The following is a 23,730-nucleotide window of genomic DNA, read 5'->3' on the forward strand; positions in this document are numbered from 1 at the left end:
CTCAGCTCTCCCGGATCGTCGAACGCGGGTCGAGCAGCCCGAGCACGACGTCGACCAGCAGGTTCACCAGCAGCACGCCGATGCCGTAGACGAGCACGATCCCCTGCACCAGCGGGTAGTCCTTCTGCAGGATCGACTGCACGATCGTCGAGCCGAGCCCCGGCCAGGCGAACACGTTCTCCACCAGCACCGTGCCCGCGACCAGGCCGGTCAGCATCAGCCCGCCCAGGGTCAGCGTCGCGGTCAGCGCGTTCGGCAGCGCGTGCCGGACGTACACCAGCCGCGCGGGCAGCCGTTTCGCCCGCGCGGTGCGGACGAAGTCGGCGCCCAGCACCGAAAGCAGCTCCACCCGGACGATCCGGGCGAGCACCGCGGCCGGCCCGATCGTGAGGGCCGCCACCGGCAGCACGTACGCGCCCGGGCCGTCCCCGCCCGCGACCGGGAACCAGCCGAAACCGACCGCGAACACCGCCACCAGCCCGACCGCCAGCAGGAAGTCCGGGATGGCGGCGAGCAGCACGCTCCCCGACGTGAACGCCAGCTCACCACCCCGGCGACGGCCGCCGCGCGTCAGCACCGCGAAGCACACCCCGACCGGCACCGCGACCACGACGACCACCACGAACGCGAGCACGGCCAGCTGCAACGTCGCCGGCAGCCGGTCGCCGATCACCTGCGTCACCGGCTGCCCGCTCGCCATCGACGTCCCGAAGTCGCCGGTGACCAGCCCGCGCAGGTAGTGCCCGTACTGTGTCCACAGTGGATCGTCCAGGCCGAGCTCGGCGCGGCGCGCCCGCACCAGGGCGGCGGGCGCGGTCATCCCGAGCGCGGCCCGCACCGGGTCGCCGGGGACCAGGTGGATCATCAGGAACGCCGCGGTCACCAGCGCCCACAGCGACACGGCGAACCGGGCCAGCCGGCGCCCGGCGAACGCCGGCCACGGGCTGCCCCGCAGGCCGGCGGGCGCCGTCGCCGTGGTCATTTCGCGTACATCCGGATCGAGGACGGCAGCACGGCGCCCTGGCTGAGCGTGAACTTCGTGCCGCTGCCGTAGATCGGGACGACGGAGTCGACGTAGGGCACCACGTCCACCCGCTTGATCAGCGCCGTCTCCGCGGCGATCCAGGTCGGGCAGCTGGCGTCGCCGCTCGTCGCGGCGGCCTGCTTCACACCCTGGTCGTAGGTGGGGTTGGCGATGTGCGCGAAGTTCGTCCCGTCCGGCGCGGCCGGGCCGGACACGAACGGCACCAGCTGGCTGGGCAGCGCGAGCCCGAGCGGGCCGAGCGAGACCTCCCACTCGCCGGTGCCGAACAGCACCTGGGACAGGCCCGGGCTGTCGACGCCCTTGAGCGTGACCTCGGCGCCGAGCGCCTTCCAGGTCTGCTGGAACAGTTCCGCCGTCGGCGCCATCGTCGGGCCGAGCTGGGTGCCGTAGATGACGTTCAGCGTCAGGCGCTTGCCGTTCTTCACCCGGACGCCGTCCCCGCCGGCCTGCCAGCCCGCGGCGTCCAGCGCGGACGCGGCCGCGGCGGCGTCGTGGGCAGGCAGGTTGCCGGTGATGGTGTCGCCCGCGCACGCCTTGGGGTCGGCCGTGACCATGCCCTGCGACGGCTTGCCCGTGCCGCTGGTGAGCACCTTGCCCAGCTGCGCCAGGTCGAGCGACTGCGTCAGCGCGCGCCGCACGGCTTCGTCCTCGCCGGGCCGGCCCGCGGCCTGGTTGTAGTAGATCTCGCCGAGCGGCGCGTTGTAGTCGGCGTGGAACAGCTTGCGCGCGTCGAGGCGCTGGCGGTCCGGGCCGGTGATCGCCGCGGCGTTGAGCTCGCCCGAGAGCAGCAGGTTCGCCGCCGTCGAGGTGTTGGAGATGACCCGCAGGACGAGCTTGTCGGGCAGCCCCGGCTCGGCCTTCCAGTCCCCCGGGCCCCAGGCGTAGTCCTTGCGGCGGGTGAACGTGTAGTGGTCGTTCGGCACAGCCTCGGAGACGGCGAACAGGCCGGTACCGCTCTCGCCCTTCGCCAGCAGCTTGCGGTCGGCCAGGCCCTTGCCGCAGACGATCGGCAGCGCACCGATGTTGCGGAGCAGGAACGCGTCCGGCGCGCCGGAGGTGACGGTGATCGTGCGGGTGGCCTCGTCGGCGGTGGCCTTCGTGCCGGGCGCGATCGTCAGGCCGGCGAAGGGCGACTTGTTCACCGGGTCGCCGACGAACACGATGTTCGCCGCGACGTCGGCGGCGGTCAGCGGAGCGCCGTCCGCGCAGGTGAGCCCTTGGCGCAGAGTGAAGGTCGCGGCGGTCGTCGAGGTGGCGGCCCACTTCTCGGCCAGCTCCGGCAGGGGCTTGCCGTCCGCGCTGAGCTCGAGCAGGGAGTCGTAGAGGAACTTGTCGACCTGGCCGGTCACCGACAGCACCGACATGTGCGGGTCGAGGTTGCCCGGGTCGGAGCCGATGGCGAAGGTGAACGTCCCGCCGTCGACGGGGGTCTGGCCCGAGCCGGTGTCTCCCGGTCCCGCGCAGGCGGTCGCCACGAGGGCGAGCCCGCCGAGCAGGACCACCGCGGTCCGTGTGGGGGTCATGGGGTTTCCTTCCGCAGGTGGTCCACGGCGAGGCGGGCGGCCGCGCCGATCGCGGCGTCGACGGCGGGCTGCCGTTCGTCGAGCGAGTCCGCGCGGGTGAAGACCGCGACGGCGAACCGGCGTCCGTCCGGAAAGGACAGCACACCGGCTTCGTTGCGGACGGCCGGCAGGGTGCCGGTCTTGGCCGCGATCGTGACGTCCGAACCGAAGCCGGAGGAGATCCGGTGCGGCCAGATCTGACGCGCCATCATCGAGCGGACGCGCTCGCAGGCCGCGGGTTCGGCGGCGCGATCGGTCCAGACAGCGTCGAGCAGGGTGGTGACCTCCCGGGGCGTCGACGACGTCGTGCGCTCCGGGTCGAGCACCGAGAGCTTCCACGTCTGCTCCGGGGTGGCCCCGGCGAACGCGGCGTCGAGGTCACCGTCGGCACCCAGGTCGGCCATGACCGACGCGAACAGGTCCTCGCAGCAGCCGATCAACCGCGTCCGCTTCAGGTCCAGGTCGGTGAGCACGCGGTCGACGGCGTCCTGGCCGATCCGGTGGTAGATCACATCGGTGGCGGCGTTGTCGCTCATGGTCAGCATGAACAGCGCGAGGTCGCGCCAGCTCATTTCGACGTCGTCTTCGCAGCCGGCGGTGCCGATCCCGCCGATGCGGTAGCGCTTCCCGACGCGGGTACGCTCGGTCTCGTCGAGGCGGCCCGCCACGACCTCCCGGGCGTAGGCGACGGCGACCGGGATCTTGAACACCGACGCCAGCACCACCGGGTCGTCCGCGCCGAGCGCCACCTCGCCCGGGCCGCCGCCGATCTCCCGCGCGTGGACGAAGCCCCGCGCGCCCGCCGCGGTGAACACCGCGGTGATCTCGTCCTCGACACCGGTCATGCGCGCACCCGGCGGTCGGCGCGGCCGGTGTGCAGGTACAGCGCGTGGCCCGTTCCGTCGTCGCCGACGAAGGCGTGCGGGATGTACATGCCCTGCATCGGCTCGGCGAGGATCAGCGTGTCGCCGTTCATCGCGACCAGCTCGCTCTTCACCGGGCCGCTCAGCTCGGCGAAGATCCCCTTCGGGACGCGCTCCACCCAGACGCGGCCGCTGTCGTCCTGGCTGACCACGATGTCCGCGACCGTCGAGGAGTACTCGCCGACGTACCGGGAGGCGTCGACGCGCGGCGCGGCGGGGTCCGGCACCGGCGGCGGGGTCAGCTCGATGCCGGTCAGCTCCCGCAGGACGTGGCCGATGATCTCGGTGTAGAGCGGGATCGGGTCGCCGCCGTTGGTCAGCAGCGCGACGGCGACGCCGTGCTCCGGGGCGACCCGCAGGAACGACGCCTGGCCGATCGTGTTGCCGTCGTGCCCGACCAGGGCGCCGCCGGGTGAGTCGAACAGCGACCAGCCGAGGCCCCACGCGTCGCCCATCAGGCCGAGGTCGGGCAGCTCCACCAGGCGTTCCCGCATCGCGCGGGCGCTCGCCGCGCTCAGCACGCGGGTGCCGTCCGGCGCCTCGCCGTCACGTAGGTGCATGCCGGCGAACGTCGCGAGGTCCCGCGCCCGCATCGCGAGCATCGAGCCGGCCGGCGCGTTCGACGGCGCCAGCGCCCAGATCCCGGCGGGTTCCGGCTCGGCGCCCGGCTCCGGTGACAGGTGGCCGAGCGCGGCGCGGAACCGGATCGCCTCGTACGGGCTCTGCGCCGCGTGCGTCAGGCCCAGCGGGACGAACAGGTGGTCAGCCAGGCTCTGGTTGTAGTCCTTGTCCCGCAGCACTTCCACGACGCGGCCGAGCACGCAGAGCGCGGCGTTGTTGTAGGAGAACATCTCGCCGGGCGGGAAGAGCTGGGGCACGTCGTGGAGGGTGGCGACGTACTTCTCGACGCAGTCCTCGCCGCGGCCGGTGTCGGTGAAGATGTCGCCTTCGAAGCCGGAGGTGTGACACATCAGCTGCCGGACGGTGATCCGCGCGGCCGCGTCGTCGTCGGCGAGCGCGAACCCGGGCAGGTACCGGCGGACGGGCTCGTCGAGGTCCAGCTTCCCCTCGTCGACGAGCTGCATCGCCAGCGTCACCGTCCAGACCTTGGTGACGGAGCCGATCTGGAACACCGAGTCGGCGTCCGCCTCGACGCCGGTGCCCTTGTTGAGCACCCCGGCCGCGCGGTCGAGGATCTCGCCGCCGGCGTACACGGCGACCGACGCGGCCGGCACGTGGTTTTCGGCCAGCAGAGCGGGAAGCCGGCTTTCGAGCCAGGCCCCGAGGTCGGTGAGTTTCGCCATGATTGCCTCTCGTCCGATGGTGAACCGGCGTTGCCGGGGATGCTATGACCTGCGCTTACCCCGCCGGTTCGTCGAATCCGACGAGACCGGGGGAAACTTTCATCGCGGCGGACGAACCGGTCAGGCCAGCCAGCTCTTCGCCGTGGTCACCTCGGCGAGCCGGCCCGCGATCGGCGTGACGCCGAGGCCGGGGCCGGACGGCACCGGCAGGTGCCCGTCCGCCAGCACGAACGGCTCGGTGATGTCGTTCGTGTAAAACCGGTCCGACGCCGACGTGTCGCCCGGGAGCGTGAAGCCGGGCAGCGACGCGAGGGCGACGTTGGCCGCCCGGCCCAGCCCGGTCTCGATCATCCCGCCGCACCAGACCGGGATCCCGTGCGCGGCGCAGACGTCGTGCACCCGCCGCGCCTCCAGGTAACCGCCGACCCGGCTGGGCTTGATGTTGACGATCCGGCACGCGCCCAGCGTGATCGCGTCGGCGGCCGAACGCGCGGAGACGATGGACTCGTCCAGGCAGATCGGCGTCCGGATGTGCTTGGCCAGCTCCGCGTGCCCGAGCACGTCCTCCTCTTCGAGGGGCTGCTCGATCAGCAGCAGCTCGAACGGGTCGAGCCGGGCGAGCTGCGGGATGTCCGACAGCGTGTACGCGGTGTTGGCGTCGACCTGGAGCAGGACGTCGTCGCCGAAGCGTTCCCGGACCGCGCGCACCGGTTCGACGTCCCAGCCGGGCTCGATCTTGAGCTTGATCCGGACGTACCCGTCGTCGAGGTAACCGCCGACGACGTCGAGCAGGTGCGGGATGGTCTCCATGATCCCGACGGAGACCCCGCACGGCACCGAGTCCTTTGTGGACCCCAGTGCGGCCGCGAACGACACGCCGTGCGCCCGCAGCTCGGCGTCGAGCACGGCCATCTCCAGCGCCGCCTTGGCCATCCGGTGGCCCTTGAACTTCGCCAGCAGCGGCGCGACCTTGTTGGCCGTCAGGTCGCCGGCCGCGGTGAGCGCCGGGACGAGGAAGGTCCGCAGCACGTGCTCGACGCCGTCGACGTACTCCGAGGAGTAGAGCGGGTCGACCATCGCGCCGCACTCGCCCCAGCCCTCGCCGTCGGAGGTGACCGCGCGCAGGAGCAGCAGTTCGCGCTCGGCCTGCGTGCCGAACGACGTCCGGAACGGCGCCACCAGGGGCATCCGGACGCGCAGGAGCTCCACACCACTGAGTTTCACGGCTTCTCCTTGGCCAGAACGTAAAAACCGGCACGATCGAACCCGACGACCTCGGCGCCGCCGGCCATCAGGCCGCCCAGCACCTCCCGCAGCGCCACCCGCCACGACCGGCCCCGGCCGGGGTCGGTGCGGCGCAGCGCCTCGATGTCCGGCGGCACGGCGACGAGCACCAGCGGCCCGTCCGCGGGCCCGCTCACCGGCCCGCCGTCCGGGCCGACCGCCAGCGCGGTCGACGCGCCCCGCGCCCGCAGCGCCACCGCGTCGAAGCGGGCCGGCTCACCGAGCGCGGCGGCGCGCACCGGCGGGCTCGCCAGCTCCCAGGCGACCATGATCCGGTCGGTGTCGCCCGAGCCGTTGATGCCGTCGTGCATCGGGCCGTAGAAGTCGGGCAGGTACTGCGCCGGGCGGGCGCCGAGCTTGGTCACGTTGAAGTGGGCGTTGCGCCGCACGAGCGGGTCGAACGTCCAGGAGATCACCGGGACGTCCTGGTGCAGCGCCCACGCGCGCTGGTGCAGCTTGAGCGCGAAACCGAGCCCGCGGCCGAGCCCGGCCGGGAGGACCCCGGCGATGTGGCTGTGCAGGCCGCCTTTCGCGGGCCGGCCGAAGAACCCGAAGCAGGCGCCGAGCAGCCGGGGGCCGTCGAAGGCGCCGGCGACGTAGTTGCCCGCCGCGACCATCGCCTTGAGCAGCTCGGCGTTCACCGGCTGGCTGCCCGGTTCGGGCTGCCAGATCGTCTCGAAGAGCAGGGCCACCGCGTTCAGATCGGGGATCTCGGCGAGCTCACGGACCTCGGCCCCCGAAGCCGCGGCGGCGGCGGTGGCCGTGAGGGCCGCCTCGTCCCGCACGGACGGGACCGTGTTCGTCACAACGTCAGTCACGGGACCATCCTTTCCGGACACGGCCGGCGCGTCACCGTTGTCCCGCACCGGATTCGCCCCCGGTGTTGGTCGTGGCGGACGAAGTCCCGTTCGCCAGCACGGTTTTGGTCAGCGAGACGAGCAGCGCAGTGCGCGGGAGCAGCTGGTCGACGACGACGTGTTCGTCGTCCGCGTGCGCGCCGCCGCCCACCGCGCCGAGGCCGTCGAGGGTGGGAATGCCCAGCCCGGCCGTGAAGTTGCCGTCGGACGCGCCGCCGACCGACGCGGACGTGAGCGTGCCACCGGCGAGGGAGTTCGCCAGGGCGAACAGATCCGCCGACGCGACGGCGTCGAGCGGCGCGCGGTTGATGCCGCCCGCGATCCGGAGCTTGGAACCGGGCAGCACCGGTGCCAAGCTCCGGACGGCCTGGTCGACGCGGTCCTGCTCGGCGGTGTCCCACACGCGGGCGTCGACCGCGACGCTGGCCGCGGCGGGCACGGTGTTGGTCGTCGTCCCGGCGGACAGCGCGGTCGGGACGACGGTGGTGCCCCGCTCGGCGTCGGCGAGCGCGGCCACCGCGAGGATCTGGTGGGCGAGCTCGATCCCGGCGTTGACGCCCTTCTCCGGTTCGAGCCCGGCGTGCGCGGCGCGGCCCTCGACCTCGAGCCAGTACCGGGAAACGCCCTTGCGGCGGGTCTTCAGCGCGCCGCCGTCGGCGGAGGCTTCGAGGACGAACACCGCGTCACAGCCGCGAGCTTCCTCTTCGATCAGCGAGCGGGACAGCGGTGAGCCGATCTCTTCGTCGCCGGTGACGAGGATCGCCAGGCCGGTGCGGTCGGCCAGCGCCGCGGCGGCGTGCAGGGCCATCACCACGCCGGCCTTCATGTCGAAGCAGCCGGGGCCGCGCAGCACGCCGTCCTCGATCGAAAACGGGTGCGTGCGCAGGGAACCCAGCGGCCACACGGTGTCGTGGTGCCCGAGCAGCAGGACGCGGGGCGGTCCGTCGCCGAACCGCCAGCGCAGGTGCGTGCAGCCGTCGGTGACGATCCGTTCCGGCTCGGCGCCCAGCAGGCGCCGGCCGATCTTCGCGACGGCTTCGGCGCTGCGCGCGACGGCGTCGTGGTCTTCGGACGGCGACTCGCACCGAACGAGCGTCTCGATGTCGGCGAGGAGGTCGTTCACCGCGGCTCACCCCGCAACGGCTTCCCCGGGAACGCGCCGGTGCGCAGTTCGCCGTCGCCGACCACCGGGACGCCGCCGACGAACAGGTGCCGGACGCCGTGTGACGGCCGGGTGGGATCGGCGTACGTGGCGGCGTCGGTGATCGTCGCCGGGTCGAGGACGACCACGTCGGCGTCGGCGCCCACCCCGAGGTGGCCCTTGCCGCGGGCCGCCGGGGCGACGTCGTCGAGCAGCCGCGACGGCAGGTAGGCGCAGCGGCGGAACGCTTCGAGCCACGTCCAGGCCCCGGTCTCGCGCACCATCAGGCGCAGGGTCTTGGCGAAGGTGCCCGCGGTCCGCGGGTGCGTCGTGCCGCCCGGCGGGAGCGGCCACTCGGTGCTCTCGGTGCGGCCGTCCGTCCAGTACACCGGCATCGCGTCGCTCGCGACGATCGAGTCGGGGAACGCGAGCGCCTGGCGCAGTGTCGCCTGGTCGCGGGGGTTGTCCTCGTCGAGGAACTCCAGCAGGCACGGCGCGCCGGGGTCGGCTTCGCGCAGCTGACGCAGGCGGGCCTCGTCCGCGACGCGCTCGCCGGTCTCGAGGATCACCACGCTCGACGGCGAAAGTCCCTTGAGCCGCAGGCGGTCCGGCTCGATGAACGCGGCGCCGACGGCGGTGCTGCCGGCGCCGTACGGGTAGGCCTCGACGGTGACGCGGGAGCCCGCGCGACGCGACTTCTCCAGGGTGGCCAGGACGCGGTCGAGGTGGTGCCCGGAGGTGCTGTTGACGTGGCAGTGGTGCATCGCGGCGCCGGTCTCGGCCGCGGCGATGACGATCTCCTCGGAGCCGTCGACCGGGATCGCCGGGTCGACCTCGACCAGCTCGCGGACGTGCGTGTAGGTCGGCACGCCGGCCTTCGCGGCGAGGTGCGCGACGGCCAGGAACTCGCCGGGCTCGGTCGCGGGCGCGTACCCCATCAGGACGCCGATGCCGAGCGCGCCGGCGGCCAGCTCACCCTCCACAAGGGACAGCCAGGCCGCGAGTTCGTCCGGCGACGACGACCGTTGCCACGCCGGGTTGCCCAGCACGGCGAGACCGCTGTCGATCTGCGCGTCCGGCTCGATCCCGGCCAGCACCTGCGCCCGCGCGGCGGCCCAGCAGGCGGAGAAGCCGTAGTTCAGCGGCCGCCCGGCCGCGGCGGCCTCGGCGTAGGCCCGTTCGAGGGGCATCAGGCCGGCTTCGAGGTCGAGCGCGGTGGTCACGCCGTCCAGCGCCTGCAGCCGCTGCCCGGCGACGGAGTGCACGTGGCTGTGCAGGTCGACGAACCCGGGCCCGACGACGAGCCCGCTGACGTCCACCACGGCGGGCGCGTCGAGCCCGCTCCCGACGGCGGCGACCTTGCCGTCGTCCAGGAGCACGTCGGCGACGCCGTCGAACCCGGTCCCGGGGTCGACGACCCGTCCGCCCCGCAAGAGTGTCCGCACCGCTGCGCCTCCTCGTCGTCACGTACTCGGGTCGTGGCGACGATAGGAGGGATTCCGGCGGAGCCGTTGGTGCGCGACGACGAACCGGGACGGTCCGGTCTATCCGCGCGGACGAACCGCAGCTTCCGGTCGTGAGTGTTCAGGGCGGTTAGAACCGCCCTGAACACTCACGACCGGGTCAGGTGGCGGTGGTCACCGGGGCCAGGAGCAGGCCGGTCACCGCGTCGATCAGGCCGGTGCCGGCGTCGTACCAGGTCGCGCGCGGGGTCGCGGTGTCCTCGGCCAGGGCGCGCTCGCGCTCGGCCGTCATGTGGATCATCAGCTGACGCGCCATGTCGCCGCGCTCGGCCCGGACGTCCGGCGGCAGGACCGACAGGGTCCGGTTGAGCCCCGCGACCACCTTCGCGAGGACCGGGGAGGTCAGCGACTCCTCGGCGATGATCGCGCGCAGGGCCGGGTCGGTCAGCACCTGGGCGGTGAAGCGCGCGAACCACGTCGGGGAGCCCAGCTCCTGCAGGTACGTCGTGGTCGGGCGGATCAGGCAGGCCACCCAGTCGCGCAGCTCGCCCGGGCCGTCGATGGCCCCGGCGAGCTCGGCGCGCAGCTTCTCGACGCGCTCGGAGTGCTTGCGCACGATCGCGCGGACGAGGTCGGTCTTGGTGCCGAAGTGGTAGTTGACGGCGGCGTTGTTGCCCTGGCCCGCGGCCTCGCTGATGTGCCGGTTGGACACCACCTGCACCCCGTGCTCGGCGAACAGCCGCTCCGCCGTGACGAGGATGGACTCCCGCGTGGCGCTCGCGCGCTCCGCCCGGACGGCCTTCACGTTCATCGGTGCCACCTCGTCTCCCCCGTGCTCGGCTGCCTTCACCTTACGGAGCCCCGGCCCGCCGGACGTGTCCGGTCGAGCACCTCGACGATCAGGCGAACCCGCCCAGCCACGCCCGCGCGGTGGCGAGGTAGCCCCGGACGATGCCGGTGTCCGGGGCCCAGGACTCGAACCCGTGCGGCGCGCCCGGTTCGACGTGCACGGTCGTGCCGACGCCCGCCGCGCGCAGCCGGCGGGCGTACTCGACGTCTTCGTCGTGGAACAGATCGATGTCGCCGACGCCGATCCAGGCCGGCGGCAGGCCGGTCAGGTTCTCGCGGCGGGCGGGCGCGGCGTAGTGCGGGAGGACCGCCGCCCCGGGGTCTTGGCCGAGGTAAGCGCGCCAGCCGAGGCGGTTGAGGCGGTTGTCCCAGCCGCGGAGACGCCGCGCGTCGAGGTCGCGGCGGGCGGCGGTGCGGTCGTCGAGCATCGGGCAGAACAGCCACTGCGCGAGCGGCCGCTCCCCTTCGTCGCACAGGCGCTGGACCAGCGCGGCCGCGAGCCCGCCGCCGGCGCTCTGCCCGCCGACGACCACCCGGGCCGGGTCGGCGGCCTGGTCCCGCGCCGACTCCCAGGCGGCGTGGCAGTCGTCGAGCGCCGCCGGGTACGGGTGCTCCGGGGCGAGGCGGTACCCGGCCGACACGACGGTGATCCCGAGCTCCCGCGCCGTCTCCCCGCAGAACGCGTCGCCCTGCACGGTGTTGCCGATGACCAGGCCGCCGCCGTGGATCCACAGGAGCGTCAGGTCGGACCGCGGCTCGCGCGGCCGGTAGATCCGCAGCCCCGCGGTGACCTCGATGTCGACGTCCGGGACCGCGACGGGCCGCATCCGGGCCATGGTCCGGCGCACCAGCCACAGCCCGAAGGGCCGGTCCAGCGGCAGCCGGGGCAGCCGCCGCGCCGGGCCGCGCAGCTCGGGTGCGATTTCGGCGAGCTTCACTGGGCCGCCCACCCGCCGTCCGACGGCAGCACGGCGCCGTTGACGTTCGCGCCGTCGTCGCTGAGCAGGAACGTGATCGACGCGGCCAGCTGCTCGGCCGTGGCGATCGGCGGCATCAGGCCGAAGAACGCGCCGAGCCGCTCCTGCCCGAACGCCGACGGCGTGCCGCTCTGTGCGATGCCGGTCGCCACCCCGCCGGGCGCGACCGCGTTGACGCGGATGCCGTGCGGCCCGTACATCACCGCGCAGTTGCGGGTGATCCCGACGACCGCGTGTTTCGAAGCGGTGTAAGCGATCCCGGCCGCCGAGCCGCGCAACGCGGCTTCGGAGGCGATGTTCACGATGGAGCCGGAGCCGGCCGCCAGCATCGCCGGGACGACCGCGCGGATGAGCCGGAACGTGCCGTCGACGTTGACCGCGAAGACGCGCCGCCACAGTTCGTCGCTCACCTCGTGGGCCGGCGAGAAGTCGTCGGCGATCCCGGCGACGTTGGCCAGGCCGTCGATCCGCGTCCCGGCGGCGGCCAGGATCCGCTCGACCCCGGCGGCGTCGGTGATGTCCGCGGCCACCGGGACCAGCTCGGGCGTCTCGGCGGCGAACTCGTCGAGCCGCTCGGCCGAGACGTCGACCGCGACCACCCGGCCGCCCTCGCGGGCGATGCGGGACGCCGTCGCGCGGCCGATGCCGGACGCGGCACCGGTGACGACGACCGTGCGGCCGTCGAACCGGCCGGGGACGGTCCGCTCCCGTGATCCGGTGGCGGCCGGGACGACGCCGTCGTTGACGCGCGCCACCAGGTCGTCGACGACGTCCTGGCCGAGTTTCCCTTGGCTGAGCGCGACGAGCTGACCCAGCGGCACCTGGCTGATCGGCGCGAGCACGCTCTCGTCGAAACCCGCGCCGGCGAGCAGGGCCCGGATGAGCGGGCCGCCTTCGGGGTGGGCCACCCACTCGCCGATCGGCGTGTCCGCGGTGATCATGGCGACAGCGTACCGCAGGTTTAAATCACTTGCTTGACCAAAGTTCCCGAACTGGGTTTGCTGGAGGTGAGCCGATCACCGAACCCGGAAGGGCACCCATGTCCCCCACCTCGCCCCTGCCCGCCGACCTGGGTTTCGACCCGGACGCCCTGCGCGCGAAGTACCGCGCCGAGCGCGACCGGCGCCTGCGGCCGGACGGCAGCGCGCAGTACCAGCGGCCCACCGGCCGGTTCGGGTACTACGCCGAAGACCCGTACGTCGAGGGCGACCTCGTGCGCGAGCCGCTGCGCGACCGCGTCGAGGCCGTGGTGGTCGGCGGCGGGTTCGGCGGGCTGCTCGCCGCCGCGCGGCTGCGCCAGGCCGGCGTCGGGACCATCCGCGTGATCGAGAAGGGCGGCGACTTCGGCGGCACGTGGTACTGGAACCGCTACCCCGGCATCCACTGCGACATCGAGTCCTACGTGTACCTCCCGCTGCTGGAGGAGGTCGGCCACGTCCCCGGCTGGAAGTACTCGCCGGGCGCGGAGATCCTGGAGCACGCCCGCGCGATCGGCCGGACGTTCGACCTCTACGACGACGCCTGCTTCCGCACCGCGGTCAGCGAACTGCGCTGGGACGACGGCGAGTGGCTCGTCCGCACCGACCGCGACGACGAGATCCGCGCGCGCTACGTCGTCGTCTCGAACGGAACGCTCGACCACCCGAAGCTGCCCGGCATCCCGGGCATCGAGACGTTCGCCGGGCACACGTTCCACACCAGCCGGTGGGACTACGGCTACACCGGCGGCACCGCCGACGGCGGCCTGACCGGGCTGGCCGACAAGCGCGTCGCGCTGATCGGCACCGGCGCGACCGCCGTCCAGGTCGTCCCGCACCTCGGGCGCGACGCGCGGGAGCTGGTCGTCTTCCAGCGGACACCGTCCACTGTGGACGTCCGCGGGAACGGGCCCACCGACCCGGCGTGGGCCGGTTCCCTGACCCCGGGCTGGCAGCGGCGGCGCCGGGACAACTTCCTCACCGTCGTCACGGGCGGTCGCGCCGAGGAGGACCTGGTGGGCGACGGCTGGACCGGCAGCGCCCGCCTGCTGAAGGACCTGGTCGCGACCGACGCCTACACGGACGTCCCGGCCGAGGCGCACGAGCTCGCCGACTTCCGGAAGATGAACGAGCTGCGCGACCGGGTCGACGCGCTCGTCGACGACCCGGCCACGGCCGCGGCGCTCAAGCCTTGGTACCGCTACATGTGCAAGCGCCCGACGTTCAGCGACCACTACCTGCAGACGTTCAACCGGCCGAACGTCACCCTGGTGGACACGGCCGACAGCGGCGGCGTGGAAGCCGTCACCGAACGGGCCGTCGTCGCCGGCGGCCGGGAGTACGAGGCCGACTGCATCATCTTCGCGACCGGGTTCTCCGTCGGCGCCTCGGACGTCATGGCCGGACGTCTGCCGATCGTCGGCCGCGACGGCGTCTCGCTGCTGGAACGCTGGCGGAGCGGCCCCCGGACGCTGCACGGCGTCGCGAGCCACGGGTTCCCGAACCTGTTCCAGCTCGGCTCGCTGCAGAACGCCCCCTCGGTGAACTTCGTGCACGTGCTGGACGAGCAGGCGAGCCACATCGGCGCGGTCGTCGCCGAAGCCCGCAAGCGCGGAGCGTCCCTTGTGGAGCCCACGGCGGCGGCCGAGCAGGCGTGGGTCGAGACGATCCGCCGGAAGGCGCCGGACCGCTACCGGTTCCAGCTGGAATGCACCCCGGGCTACTACAACAACGAAGGCAAGCCACGAGAACACAGCCAGTCGTTCGGCGACGGGCCGGTCGCCTTCCACGCGCTGCTCGCCGCCTGGCGGGAGAACGGCGGAATGGACGAAGTCATGTGAATGGTCCGGCCGGACCGGGAGCACCTCGAAGCCTGACTGGCGAGAATCCGGCGGAGGATGGCAGAACAGCCACTGGCCGGTGCGGCCGCGGGTTCCTAGCGTGGTCCACCATGATCGCGGTACTGGCGCCGATCCTGGTCGGCCTCGTCTACGTCCTGCTCAACTCGCTGATCCGCGAGCCGCACCGGCAGCGCTTCAACGCGCTGATGGTCGCCGGTGCCGGGGCGGCCTACCTCTCCGGCGGTGCGCTCGGGCCGTGGGAGCTGGTGTTCTGCGCGGTGCTGACCTACGTCGCGTTCCGCGGGCTCGACTCGTGGACGTTCATCGGGATCGGCTGGCTCCTGCACACCGGCTGGGACGTCGTCCACCACCTGAAGGGCCAGCCGATCCTCCCGTTCGCCCACGACTCGTCGTTCGGCTGCGCGTTCTGCGACCCGGTGATCGCGATCTGGTGCTTCACGGGTGGCCGGTCCGTCGTGGCGTCGCTGCGCACCGCTCGCGCGTAGGCTGAAGGTCATGTCCGATTCCCTCGACGTGCTCATCGAGCAGCTGGGCGAGCAAGGCGACCTCGCCGGCCGCCGCCGCATCGCCGACACCGGCGACCCGACGGCGCTCGACGTGCTCATCGAGGTGGCCACCGAGCAGGAGAACCTCGCCGAGCTGCGGCGTCTCGCCGACGGCGGCAGCACGACGGCCGCGGAAGTGCTCGCCGAGCTCACCACCGACTGACGCGGTTGCCGCACCGGCCGGCCGGGTATCCCGGGTCCATGAGCGCCAGCCAAGACAGCACCGCCGTCGAACGCGCGGCGCACGCCTACTGCCCCCGCTGCAACCCGGACCCCCAGCCGGGTGACCGGGTCACCGCGTTGTGCGGGGCCACCCACCCCTACTGGGGACGTCGCGAGCGCCCGATGACGCGGTGCCCGGCTTGCGAAGCGCTGGCCGGTGCCGCGGTCCTGCACTGCGGCCACTCCGGCTGAGACGCACCCCGCGTCACGGCGTGCGCCGAACGCGCCGCGCACGTCCGCGGACACCCCGTGACCAGGCACCTCGCACTGAAGCGTCCGGCCACGCGCAGTGAGATCCGGGCCACCGGAATCGGGTGTTCCGGAACCACCCGGCGAACCGACCACCTAGGCTGACCGGTGTGAAGAGGGTGGGGATGGCCGTCGCGGCCGGGTTCGTCGCTGCGCTGGGGCTGATCATCAGCCTCGGTCTGCTCGGCACCCCGAACGGCGCCGGCGACAACGGTGACGGTTACCGGCTGTTCTGCACCGCCGGGCTCAGCCCGGCCACCCCCGACCACAAAGCGAGCTGGCTCGGCGGCGTCGTGCTGGACTTCGGCCGCGGCACGCCGTGCCCCGACCCGCAGCCCTCGAGCGCCGCGGTGCTGTTCAAGGCGGTCGCGGACGGCGACGGGCCGTTCAGCCTCACCTCGCTCGGCTGGCTGTACACGCTGCTGGTCTTCCTGGTCACCGCGCTCGCGGCCTGGGCGCTGCTCGCCCGGGGCTGGCGCCGTCTCACGCTGCTGCTCCCGCCCGTCCTGCCGCTGCTCAACCCCGACTTCGCGCGGCTGTTCCTCTCGACGTTCGGCGAGCCCGCCGGCCTGTTCGGCGCGTACACGCTGCTCTGCGGGCTCGCGGTGATCGCCGGCACCAAGGTCGAGGACGGCTTCGAGCGGTTGTCCGCGCTGCTGCTGGTCGCGGCCGGCGGCGTCGTCGCGGGGCTGGCGAAGATCGGGTTCCTGCCGCTGTTCGTGCTGGCGGTGCTCGTCTGCGCGGTGACCGGCGCCCGGGCGGGAGCCGGTCGCTGGTGGTCGGGCCGGCTCGTCGGGCCGCTGATCGCCGTCCTGCTCGTGCTGGAGATCATCGCGCCGATCCGGGCGAACCTCGCCTGGCAGGAACGCAACTACGCCGACGTCAACGCGGTGAACGTCGTCTACACCCTGGGCCTGGTCGAGCTGCCGGGATCGGCGGCCGAGCTGGGCCTGCCCGAAGCCGCGAGCCAGAGCGCGGGCAAGGCGTACTACCCCGACGGGCCGGAGCAGCTGGCCGGCGCGGACGTGCTGCTGGAGGAGCCCAGCGCGGTCAAGGGCAAGGTCTGGAGCCTGCTGCTGGCCCACCCGGCGGCGCTGGCCCGCGCGATCGGCATCGGCCTGCAGGCCACGCACGGCCGCGACCTGCCGTACCTCCCGAACCGCCCCTGGGGCGCGGCGACCAAGGCCCCGGACAACTCGGCTCCGGTCAGCGGCGACATGGGCGGCAACCCGCAGACGTTCCGCGAGTGGCTCGACAACATGAGCCTGCCGTGGTGGCCGTCCCTGCTGGTGCTGCTCGGCCTGGCCGGCGCCGTGATCGCCCTGCTGCGCCGCCGGGCGTGGACCAACCGCGCCGGCCTGCAGGCCGGCGTCTCGGTGACGGCGGCCCTGGGCATCGCGGTGATGGCCGTGGTCGGGGACGGCTACTTCGAGATCGCGAAGCACGTCTGGCTGGCGGCGTACCTGCTGGACGTGGCGGCCCTGTCGTTGTGCGTCATGGCGGCCCCGGTGGTCTACCGGTTCGTCCGGGACCAGCTGAACCGACGTCGACGCCCAGCGGCTCCGGTGGTCGAGCCCGAGGCGACCGCTCAGGTCGGCTGAGACCGCACCAGCGCCGGCAGCGCCACCACCAGCGCGATCCCCCGCACCACGGCCGCGACCAGGTAGGGCGTGCGCAGCCCGAACCCGTGGGCCACCAGGCCGCCGGCCAGGGCGCCGAACGGGATCAGGCCCCAGCCGAGCAGCCGGTAGACACTCGTGACCCGCCCCAGCAGCGCCGACGGCACGAGGTGCTGGCCCGATCCAGGCCATGACGCGTACGTTGACCAGACCACCGAGCACGCTCCCCGCCGCCGCTCCGGCGAGCAGCACCCCGTAGCCGCGCGCGCCGACGTGAAACATCTGGGTGGCAAGCAGGACCAGCGTGACGTTGGCGAGCTGCCCGCAGAAGGTGTTGACGCCGAGCAGGACGGCGAGCGTCCGCAACAACCGGTGGCCGCAGAGCCACCGCACGCCCTCTGCGATCGCCGCGCTCGGCTCGCCGTACGCGCTGATCAAGGGGCACACCTCGACCCAGACCACCGTGCGCTACCCGGCCCGCGGCCGCGGCGCGATCTGGACGGCGGGGACGCGGCCCCCGCCCGGCAGCACGGTCCGGCTGCTCGGCCGGGCGCGGGCCGGGCTCCTCGAGGCGCTGCGCTCCCCCGCGACGACCACCGACCTCGCGCGAGCCCTCGGCGTCACACCCAGCGCCGTCTCCCAGCACCTCGGTGTGCTGCGCGACAGCGGTTTGGTCGAGCGGGAACGTTCCGGGCGCCAGGTCCTGTACCTGGTCACGGCGCTCGGAACGGCCCTGCTCGACCGCTGACTCAGGCCGCCAGCGACGACAGCGGGACCGCGAACACCGACCGCCCGCACGTCTGGCCCTGCGCGGTGCAGTCCGCCGTGGACCACTCCGACTGGGACCAGACCAGGCCCGTCGACCAGTCGTACGTCAGCGCCTCCGGGTGGACCGCCCAGCAAGCAGCGGTGGAGCCACACATGACCGACGTGCTCTGCGTCGTCGTCTGGGTCCAGAGCTGGCCGTTGATCGTGGCCGAGCTGTGGGCGACGTACCACTTGCCGCCGTGGGACAGGACGCCCTGCATGTTGCCCACCGAGCTGCGGAACGCCTCCGTCGCGGTCCCGGTCAGCAGGTAGTCCGTGCCCATCGGGAAGCGGTAGAGCCGGCCGTGCAGGCTCTGATCGGAGAAGTACTCGGTCGTCACGACCGTGGCCGGGCTGGTGCTGCGGTCCAGGGAGATCGACGAGAAGCAGGGCACCCCGGTGTCGGCGGCCATGCTGCAGGTGCCGCCCGCGTAGGTGTAGTAGCCGACCTGCATCATCGCGTACTTGTACGTGTACGCCGCATATCCGCCCGACGTCTTGCCGATCGCGTTCGACGTCGTGTCGGTCAGCTGCAGGATGTGCTTCGTGCTGAACACCCGGATCGCGGTCGAGGTGTTCCCGACGGCGGTGACGTAGATCTTGTCGCCGTACCAGGCCATCCCGCCCATGTGGGCCTTCGCCGCCGAGAAGGTGCTGCCGGTGCTGTTCGGCACGGCCAGATACACCATCCGATGGGCGGCGGCGGCCGGGGCGTCGTAGTTGACGGCCTGGATCCGCGCGTCGTCGTAGCGGCCGAGCGCGTCGGTGCTGTGCCAGCCGGACAGGATGATCTTGTCGGCACCCCACAGGCCGTCGTCGTCGGCGTCGCCGGACGTCGTGATGCCCTGCGGCACCCAGGTCGTGCTGCCCGCGCGGTCGGCGTCCCAGCACAACGACTTCGTGGCGGCCGGCGCCTTGGGCAGCGCGGCCCTCTCCGCGCCGGTGCAGCCGGTCATCGCGTAGCTGGGGTCGTTGACGACGGTGTTGAGGCTGACGTTCGGCAGCGCGTTGTCCAGCGCGGTCAACGCGGCGGCCGGGGTCGCGTGCCAGACCAGGTTCTGCTTGGTCGTGGTCGTCAGCGGGTCGCTGTAGGCGGCACCGGCCGTACCTGGCAGCGCCAACGCACCGGCCACCACGGCCAGCACGAGAAGGAGCACTCGGGGAATTCGCATGGCGTCATTGCCGCACGCGCCGGTCAAAGTTTCGTACAACGGCTTTTGTACTGAGCCGCTGTACTACTCCGCGAGCGAAAGCACCGTCCGCGCCTGTTCGACCATGGCGACGTCGAGGAAGGTGCCGTCGGCGAGGGCGATCGCGCCGACTCCGGCAGCCGTCGCACCCGTGACGCGCTCGACGACCTCCCGCGCCCGCGCGATCTCCTGGGGTGTCGGCAGGAACGCGGCGCGGATCGTGGCCAGCTGCACCGGGTGGATCGCCGTCCGGCCACGGAAGCCGAGGGCCCGCCCGGCCCGGCAGGACTCGGCCAGGCCGTCGAGGTCCCGGACGTTGGCGTAGGCCGACATCGCCGGCGGCGCCAGCCGGGCCGCGCGGGCCGCGACGATCACGCGGCTGCGGGCCCACGTCAGCCCGGCGTCGTCGGCGACGCCGAGGTCCGAGCGCAGGTCGGCTTCGCCGAGGCCGAGCGACGCGATCCGCGGCGACGCCGTCGCGATGTCGAGGGCCCGTTCGACGCCCAGCGCGGACTCGATGAGCGGGTGCAGCGCGCGGTCCGGCAGAGCGGCCGCGACGGCCCGGATCTCCTCGGGTGACTCGACTTTCGGCAGCCGTACGCCCACTTCCAGCGGCAACGTGGCGACCGCCGCGAGGTCAGCCGCGTGCCACGGTGTGCTCGGGTGGTTGACGCGCACCTGCACCGGACGCGCGACGGAAGCCAGCAGCCGCAAGACGTTCGCCCGCGCCGCGTCCTTGTGCGCGGGCGCGACGGCGTCCTCCAGGTCGACGAGCACCACGTCGGCCGCGGAGCCGAGGGCCTTCGCCACCCGGTCCGGCCGGTCGGCGGGGGCGTAGAGGAACGTCAGCGGCGGGCTCACACCGCACCCCGTTCGCGCAGCTCGGCGACGCGCTCCGGGGAGAACCCCAGCTCGCCGAGCACCGCGTCGGTGTCGGCGCCGTGCGGCCGGCCGGTGAAGCCGATGACGCCGTCGTGGCCCGAAAGCCGGAACAGCGGGCCCTGCATCAGCATCGGCCCGAGGTCGGGGTCCTCGATCTCGTGGATCGTGCCGAGCGCCCGGAACTGCGGGTCTTCGACGATGTCGGCGGCGTCGTAAATCGGCGCCACGGCGGCCTGCGCCTGCTCGAACGCGGCGACGACGTCGTCGCGCGTGCGCTGTCCGATCCACGCGCCGACGGCTTCGTCGAGTTCGTCGGCGTGCTGCGCGCGTTCGGCGCCGGTCGCGAACCACGGCTCGTCGGCCAGATCGGGCCGCCCGACGAGCCGGACGACGCGCTCCGCGATCGACTGGGCCGACGTCGACACCGCGACCCACTGGCCGTCGGCGGTGCGGTAGGTGTTGCGCGGCGCGTTGTTCGTGGACCGGTTCCCGGTGCGCGGCTGGACGGTGCGCAGCTGGTCCCAGCGGGTGATCTGCGGCCCGAGCATGGCCAGCATCGGCTCGATGATGGCGGTGTCGACGACCTGCCCGCGACCGCTCTGCCCGCGCGAGGCGAGCGCGACCATGATCGCGTACGCCGTGGCCAGCGACGCGACGCCGTCGGCGAGCCCGAACGGCGGGAGCGTCGGCGGGCCGTCGGGCTCCCCCGTCGTCGCCGCGAAACCGCTCATCGCCTCGGCGAGCGTGCCGAAGCCCGGCCGCGAGCGGTACGGCCCCAGCTGGCCGAAGCCGGTGACGCGGGCGAGCACGAGCCGCGGGTTCCAGTCGGAGAGGACGTCGTAGCCGAGGCCCCAGCGCTCGAGGGTGCCCGGGCGGAAGTTCTCGATCACGACGTCCGCGCTGGTCACGAGGGCGAGGAAGACCTCCCGGCCACCTTCGCTGCCGAGGTCGGCGGTGATGGTGCGCTTGTTGCGGCCCAGGGTCTTCCACCACAGGTTGACGCCGTCCTTGGCGGCGCCGTGGCTGCGCGACGGGTCGGGTTTGCGCGGGTGCTCGACCTTGATCACCTCGGCGCCCATGTCGCCCAGGTGCATCGCGGCCATCGGGCCGGCGAACAACGTCGAGGCGTCGACGACGCGCAGCCCGGCGAGGGCGCCGCCGGCGGGGTCACGGGTGACGCTCATGCCGGCACGTCCCAGGCGCACCGGAAGCCGACCGTCGCCGCGCGGGCGAGGCCGAGTCCGGGCAGGAGGAGCTTGACGCTGTACGCCGGTTCCCGGCGTCCGCCCTCGACGTACCACTCGGAGCCGTCGGCCCGGTAGTCGCTGCCGCCCTTGAGCATCACGAAGCGCGTCCGTCCGTCCGAGTGTTCGCTTTCGGTCCAGTTCCACACGGCCGGGGTGCCGCGGCGCAGGCCGCCGACCTCCCCCGCGAGCTGCCATTCGTCCTCGGTGGGCAGCCGCCCGCCACGCCAGGCGCAGTACGCGCGGGCGTCGTCGAGGTCGACGTAGGTCACCGGCTCGTCGTTCCCGCCGCGGTGCTCCAGGAACCGGTGCGGGTACTCCGGCCGGTAACCGGTGGCCGCGACGAACTCGGCGAACTGGGCGTTCGTCACCTCGGTGGCCGCGACGGCGACCGGCGTGGCCAGCTCGCCGTCGCGTTGCAGCGTCCGGGCGTCGTGCAGGCGCGGCGGGAGCGGCTTCCATTCGTCCACGTAGGGCGCGCCCTGGTACATCCCGGTTTCGCGGGCGCGGTACCGGACGGTCAGCACGTACGGTCCGTTGGGGACGATCACGGCGTCCGGCTCGGGTTCACCGGTAGTCCTTTGTGGACTGATGCGCGTCGCCAGGCGGTGCGGGAAGCGAGCGTCGGGGTCGTGCGGGGTGGTCTCCAGGTCGTGCAGCCAGGCGGGTTCGGTGGCGCCGTCGGCGACCTCCAGTGCCGCGCCGATCCCCCGGGCCGGCACCCCACCCAGGAGGTCGATGCCCGGCAGCGCACCCTCGTAGTCGGTGTCGCCGCGGTTGACGATCGTCCACAGGGTCACGCCGTCCCGTTCCCAGCTCGACGCGTGGAGCCCGGGGGCCAGGTCGGCCAGCGGCGTCCAGTCGCCGTCGAGGAGCAGGTCGCTCGCCGCGCGCTGGACGGTCACCATCCGCCGCACGGTCGCGGCGTCCCGGCGGGACCAGCCGACCCACACGCCGAAGACGACTTCCCAGACCATCACGCCGACGCCGTTGAGCCACGCCGACTGCAGTTCTTCGGTGTGGTCGCGGTGCCAGCGGCGGACGTGGTGCTGCATGTGCCGGCGCTCGTACCAGTGGGCGCGCAGGACGCCGGGCACGGGCGAGTCGGCGAAGAACTGGGCCCACGACGCGGCGTGGTCCTCGATCCGCTCGACCGCGAGCTTCGACTCGCCTTCCAGGACGAGCCCGGGCTTGGCCGCTTCGAGCCGCTCGACGAACTCCGGCTCGGCCTTCTTGAGGGTGTCGAGGAACACGCCGTCGGCGTCGAGGTCGGCGACGAGCGCGGCCAGCTCGGTGAGGTCGTCGACGCCGCGGCGGGTGCCGACGTCCCAGGGGTTGTAGTCGACGAAGACCCGCAACCCGGCTCGATGCAGGTCCTCGACGAGGGCGTCGAGGCCGGGAACGTCGCGGTAGAAGTCCCACTGGTTGCGGTCGTCGAGGCCGATCACCGGGTAGGCGTGCCACAGGACGACGGCGTCGAGGCCGCCGAAGCGGGCGCGGGCGTCGTCGAGGAAGCGCTCGGGGGTGAAGCGGTGGTCGTCGAACGAGTAGAGCAGCTCGTCCCACAACCACACCTGGGCGACGCTGTAGCAGGTCTGCGCCCAGGCCGCGCCGGGCCGCGCGTAGGCGTCGCCGGTGTAGCCGTGACGGGCTCGCGCGTCTTCGCGCCAGGCGTGCAGCTTCTCGCGCCATGCGGGAACGTCCGCGGGGTCGTCGGGCGCGGCGAAGATCTTGGCTTCGTCCAATTCGGACAGCGGGCCACGCACCGGCGTCGGCCGGTCGATCGGCCGCGGGACGAGCGGGTCGGTCATGACACCCTTCCTCCGAGCAACGCGACCTCATCGGCGGACGGAACGGCGGTCTGCGCCCCGGGCCGCGTCACGGCGAGGGCGCCGGCCGCGCCGGCCAGCCGAGTGGCGGCCTCGACGTCAAGCCCGCGGGCGAGCGACGCTGCGAGGACACCGCAGAAAGCGTCGCCGGCGCCGGTCGTGTCGATGACCTGCACCGGGATACCGCTGATGTGCACGGGTTCCCGCTCACGGCGAAGGATCACGCAGCCCTCACCGCCCAGTGTCATCACGGCCACCGGCACGCGGTCCAGCAGCGCTTCGGGAGTGCCCGCGAGATCGGCGGCTTCGTGCTCGTTGACAACGAGGATGTCGACCGCGGCCCACAGCTCGGGCGGCAACTCACGCGACGGCGCGGCGTTGAGCACGAAGAGAGCCCCGGCCTTGCGGGCCGCGGCGGCTTCGGTCACGACGTCGAGGGGAATCTCCAGCTGGGCCAGCACGACTTCGGCGTCGGCGATCCGCTCGGCCTGGTTGTCATTGAGCTGCAGGAGGTCGTTGGCCCCGGGGGCGACGACGATGGCGTTCTCCCCGCCCGGATCGACGGTCACGAAGGCGGTCCCGGTGGGCGCATCCACGCGCGCGACGAGATCGGTGCGGACACCGGCGCCGCCGAGCGAGACGAGCAGCAGATCAGCGGCCTCGTCATCCCCAAGCGCCCCGACGAAGGAGGTATCGGCCCCGCCTGCCCACGCGGCGGCAACGGCCTGGTTGGCCCCCTTACCCCCAGGACTGCGACGCAGCCGATCCCCGAGGACGGTCTCACCACCACGAGGATGCCGGGGCACGTCAACAACGAGGTCAACATTCGCCGACCCGACGACAACCACCCGCCCGCTCACCCCGCACCGCCCACGAACGCCGTGCCGATCTGCGCCGCC

23 protein-coding genes are annotated in these 23,730 nt (G+C 73.0%); 6 read left to right on the forward strand and 17 right to left on the reverse strand.

Annotated features, from left to right (window positions below):
- Position 1 precedes the first annotated feature (1 nt).
- From OG570_RS38060 to OG570_RS38110, 11 genes are all read right to left on the reverse strand, one after another.
- The gene (locus tag OG570_RS38060; protein ID WP_326949175.1) at positions 2–982 is read right to left on the reverse strand and encodes an ABC transporter permease; all 981 of its coding nucleotides are present in this window, start codon (positions 980–982) and stop codon (positions 2–4) included.
- Positions 979–2,568, reverse strand: coding sequence for an ABC transporter substrate-binding protein (locus tag OG570_RS38065; RefSeq protein WP_326953669.1), 1,590 nt, complete (start codon positions 2,566–2,568; stop codon positions 979–981). The genes OG570_RS38060 and OG570_RS38065 overlap by 4 nt, the downstream gene beginning before the upstream one ends.
- Positions 2,565–3,452: a serine hydrolase gene (locus tag OG570_RS38070; protein ID WP_326953670.1), complete on the reverse strand. Its 888-nt coding sequence runs from the start codon at positions 3,450–3,452 to the stop codon at positions 2,565–2,567. Before OG570_RS38070 ends, OG570_RS38065 begins: the two co-directional genes overlap by 4 nt.
- On the reverse strand, positions 3,449–4,834 hold the full coding sequence (locus tag OG570_RS38075; RefSeq protein WP_326953671.1) for a serine hydrolase domain-containing protein: 1,386 nt from the start codon (positions 4,832–4,834) through the stop codon (positions 3,449–3,451). Before OG570_RS38075 ends, OG570_RS38070 begins: the two co-directional genes overlap by 4 nt.
- Before the next feature lie 120 nt (positions 4,835–4,954).
- Positions 4,955–6,058 (reverse strand): o-succinylbenzoate synthase, encoded by a 1,104-nt coding sequence (menC, locus tag OG570_RS38080; RefSeq protein WP_326953672.1) that lies wholly within the window; start codon positions 6,056–6,058, stop codon positions 4,955–4,957.
- On the reverse strand, positions 6,055–6,936 hold the full coding sequence (locus OG570_RS38085; protein WP_326953673.1) for a GNAT family N-acetyltransferase: 882 nt from the start codon (positions 6,934–6,936) through the stop codon (positions 6,055–6,057). The genes menC and OG570_RS38085 overlap by 4 nt, the downstream gene beginning before the upstream one ends.
- A gap of 31 nt (positions 6,937–6,967) precedes the next feature.
- Positions 6,968–8,098: a M20 family metallopeptidase gene (locus tag OG570_RS38090; RefSeq protein WP_326953675.1), complete on the reverse strand. Its 1,131-nt coding sequence runs from the start codon at positions 8,096–8,098 to the stop codon at positions 6,968–6,970.
- Positions 8,095–9,561 (reverse strand): amidohydrolase family protein, encoded by a 1,467-nt coding sequence (locus tag OG570_RS38095; protein ID WP_326953676.1) that lies wholly within the window; start codon positions 9,559–9,561, stop codon positions 8,095–8,097. Before OG570_RS38095 ends, OG570_RS38090 begins: the two co-directional genes overlap by 4 nt.
- 178 nt (positions 9,562–9,739) lie before the next feature.
- The gene (locus tag OG570_RS38100) at positions 9,740–10,390 is read right to left on the reverse strand and encodes a TetR/AcrR family transcriptional regulator (RefSeq protein ID WP_326953677.1); all 651 of its coding nucleotides are present in this window, start codon (positions 10,388–10,390) and stop codon (positions 9,740–9,742) included.
- Positions 10,391–10,478: 88 nt separating this feature from the next.
- Positions 10,479–11,366, reverse strand: coding sequence for an alpha/beta hydrolase (locus OG570_RS38105; protein WP_326953678.1), 888 nt, complete (start codon positions 11,364–11,366; stop codon positions 10,479–10,481).
- Complete coding sequence (locus tag OG570_RS38110; RefSeq protein WP_326953679.1) at positions 11,363–12,346, reverse strand: SDR family NAD(P)-dependent oxidoreductase; 984 nt, start codon at positions 12,344–12,346, stop codon at positions 11,363–11,365. The genes OG570_RS38105 and OG570_RS38110 overlap by 4 nt, the downstream gene beginning before the upstream one ends.
- Before the next feature lie 98 nt (positions 12,347–12,444).
- Here OG570_RS38110 and OG570_RS38115 point away from each other — a divergent pair, with 98 nt between their 5' ends.
- The 5 genes from OG570_RS38115 (at position 12,445) to wsfD (ending at position 16,861) form a co-directional block, all read left to right on the forward strand.
- The gene (locus OG570_RS38115; protein ID WP_326953680.1) at positions 12,445–14,223 is read left to right on the forward strand and encodes a flavin-containing monooxygenase; all 1,779 of its coding nucleotides are present in this window, start codon (positions 12,445–12,447) and stop codon (positions 14,221–14,223) included.
- 110 nt (positions 14,224–14,333) lie between these two features.
- Positions 14,334–14,729 (forward strand): DUF6010 family protein, encoded by a 396-nt coding sequence (locus OG570_RS38120; RefSeq protein ID WP_326949163.1) that lies wholly within the window; start codon positions 14,334–14,336, stop codon positions 14,727–14,729.
- Positions 14,730–14,739: 10 nt separating this feature from the next.
- Positions 14,740–14,952: a hypothetical protein gene (locus OG570_RS38125; RefSeq protein WP_326953681.1), complete on the forward strand. Its 213-nt coding sequence runs from the start codon at positions 14,740–14,742 to the stop codon at positions 14,950–14,952.
- Positions 14,953–14,990: 38 nt separating this feature from the next.
- Complete coding sequence (locus OG570_RS38130) at positions 14,991–15,203, forward strand: hypothetical protein (protein ID WP_247051344.1); 213 nt, start codon at positions 14,991–14,993, stop codon at positions 15,201–15,203.
- Between the two features lie 167 nt (positions 15,204–15,370).
- Complete coding sequence (wsfD, locus tag OG570_RS38135) at positions 15,371–16,861, forward strand: glycan biosynthesis hexose transferase WsfD (protein WP_326953682.1); 1,491 nt, start codon at positions 15,371–15,373, stop codon at positions 16,859–16,861.
- Here the strand turns inward: wsfD and OG570_RS38140 are convergent.
- Positions 16,849–17,094, reverse strand: coding sequence for a hypothetical protein (locus tag OG570_RS38140; RefSeq protein ID WP_326953683.1), 246 nt, complete (start codon positions 17,092–17,094; stop codon positions 16,849–16,851). The two genes, wsfD and OG570_RS38140, sit on opposite strands and share 13 nt — an antisense overlap.
- 89 nt (positions 17,095–17,183) lie before the next feature.
- Here OG570_RS38140 and OG570_RS38145 point away from each other — a divergent pair, with 89 nt between their 5' ends.
- Complete coding sequence (locus OG570_RS38145) at positions 17,184–17,627, forward strand: ArsR/SmtB family transcription factor (protein WP_326953684.1); 444 nt, start codon at positions 17,184–17,186, stop codon at positions 17,625–17,627.
- A gap of 1 nt (position 17,628) precedes the next feature.
- Here OG570_RS38145 and OG570_RS38150 read toward each other — a convergent pair whose 3' ends face one another.
- The 5 genes from OG570_RS38150 to OG570_RS38170 all read right to left on the reverse strand — a co-directional run bounded on the left by OG570_RS38150 (position 17,629) and on the right by OG570_RS38170 (position 23,691).
- Positions 17,629–18,858, reverse strand: coding sequence for a hypothetical protein (locus OG570_RS38150; protein ID WP_326953685.1), 1,230 nt, complete (start codon positions 18,856–18,858; stop codon positions 17,629–17,631).
- 63 nt (positions 18,859–18,921) lie between these two features.
- Complete coding sequence (locus tag OG570_RS38155) at positions 18,922–19,737, reverse strand: HpcH/HpaI aldolase/citrate lyase family protein (protein WP_326953686.1); 816 nt, start codon at positions 19,735–19,737, stop codon at positions 18,922–18,924.
- A complete protein-coding gene (locus tag OG570_RS38160; RefSeq protein ID WP_326953687.1) occupies positions 19,734–20,942 on the reverse strand; it encodes a CaiB/BaiF CoA transferase family protein in 1,209 nt (402 codons plus the stop codon). The genes OG570_RS38155 and OG570_RS38160 overlap by 4 nt, the downstream gene beginning before the upstream one ends.
- A complete protein-coding gene (locus OG570_RS38165) occupies positions 20,939–22,813 on the reverse strand; it encodes an SUMF1/EgtB/PvdO family nonheme iron enzyme (protein WP_326953688.1) in 1,875 nt (624 codons plus the stop codon). The genes OG570_RS38160 and OG570_RS38165 overlap by 4 nt, the downstream gene beginning before the upstream one ends.
- A complete protein-coding gene (locus tag OG570_RS38170) occupies positions 22,810–23,691 on the reverse strand; it encodes a ribokinase (RefSeq protein ID WP_442788219.1) in 882 nt (293 codons plus the stop codon). Before OG570_RS38170 ends, OG570_RS38165 begins: the two co-directional genes overlap by 4 nt.
- Positions 23,692–23,730 lie beyond the last annotated feature (39 nt).

Source organism: Amycolatopsis sp. NBC_01286, from assembly GCF_035982555.1.
Classification (GTDB): Bacteria; Actinomycetota; Actinomycetes; order Mycobacteriales; family Pseudonocardiaceae; genus Amycolatopsis.

Excerpts from the sequence above, each read along its gene's own strand:
- OG570_RS38060 (WP_326949175.1), bottom strand. The coding sequence starts at position 982 with ATGACCACGGCGACGGCGCCCGCCGGCCTGCGGGGCAGCCCGTGGCCG.
- OG570_RS38065 (WP_326953669.1), bottom strand. The coding sequence starts at position 2,568 with ATGACCCCCACACGGACCGCGGTGGTCCTGCTCGGCGGGCTCGCCCTC.
- OG570_RS38070 (WP_326953670.1), bottom strand. The coding sequence starts at position 3,452 with ATGACCGGTGTCGAGGACGAGATCACCGCGGTGTTCACCGCGGCGGGC.
- OG570_RS38075 (WP_326953671.1), bottom strand. The coding sequence starts at position 4,834 with ATGGCGAAACTCACCGACCTCGGGGCCTGGCTCGAAAGCCGGCTTCCC.
- OG570_RS38100 (WP_326953677.1), bottom strand. The coding sequence starts at position 10,390 with ATGAACGTGAAGGCCGTCCGGGCGGAGCGCGCGAGCGCCACGCGGGAG.
- OG570_RS38110 (WP_326953679.1), bottom strand. The coding sequence starts at position 12,346 with ATGATCACCGCGGACACGCCGATCGGCGAGTGGGTGGCCCACCCCGAA.
- OG570_RS38115 (WP_326953680.1), top strand. The coding sequence starts at position 12,445 with ATGTCCCCCACCTCGCCCCTGCCCGCCGACCTGGGTTTCGACCCGGAC.
- OG570_RS38120 (WP_326949163.1), top strand. The coding sequence starts at position 14,334 with ATGATCGCGGTACTGGCGCCGATCCTGGTCGGCCTCGTCTACGTCCTG.
- OG570_RS38125 (WP_326953681.1), top strand. The coding sequence starts at position 14,740 with ATGTCCGATTCCCTCGACGTGCTCATCGAGCAGCTGGGCGAGCAAGGC.
- OG570_RS38130 (WP_247051344.1), top strand. The coding sequence starts at position 14,991 with ATGAGCGCCAGCCAAGACAGCACCGCCGTCGAACGCGCGGCGCACGCC.
- OG570_RS38150 (WP_326953685.1), bottom strand. The coding sequence starts at position 18,858 with ATGCGAATTCCCCGAGTGCTCCTTCTCGTGCTGGCCGTGGTGGCCGGT.
- OG570_RS38160 (WP_326953687.1), bottom strand. The coding sequence starts at position 20,942 with ATGAGCGTCACCCGTGACCCCGCCGGCGGCGCCCTCGCCGGGCTGCGC.
- OG570_RS38165 (WP_326953688.1), bottom strand. The coding sequence starts at position 22,813 with ATGACCGACCCGCTCGTCCCGCGGCCGATCGACCGGCCGACGCCGGTG.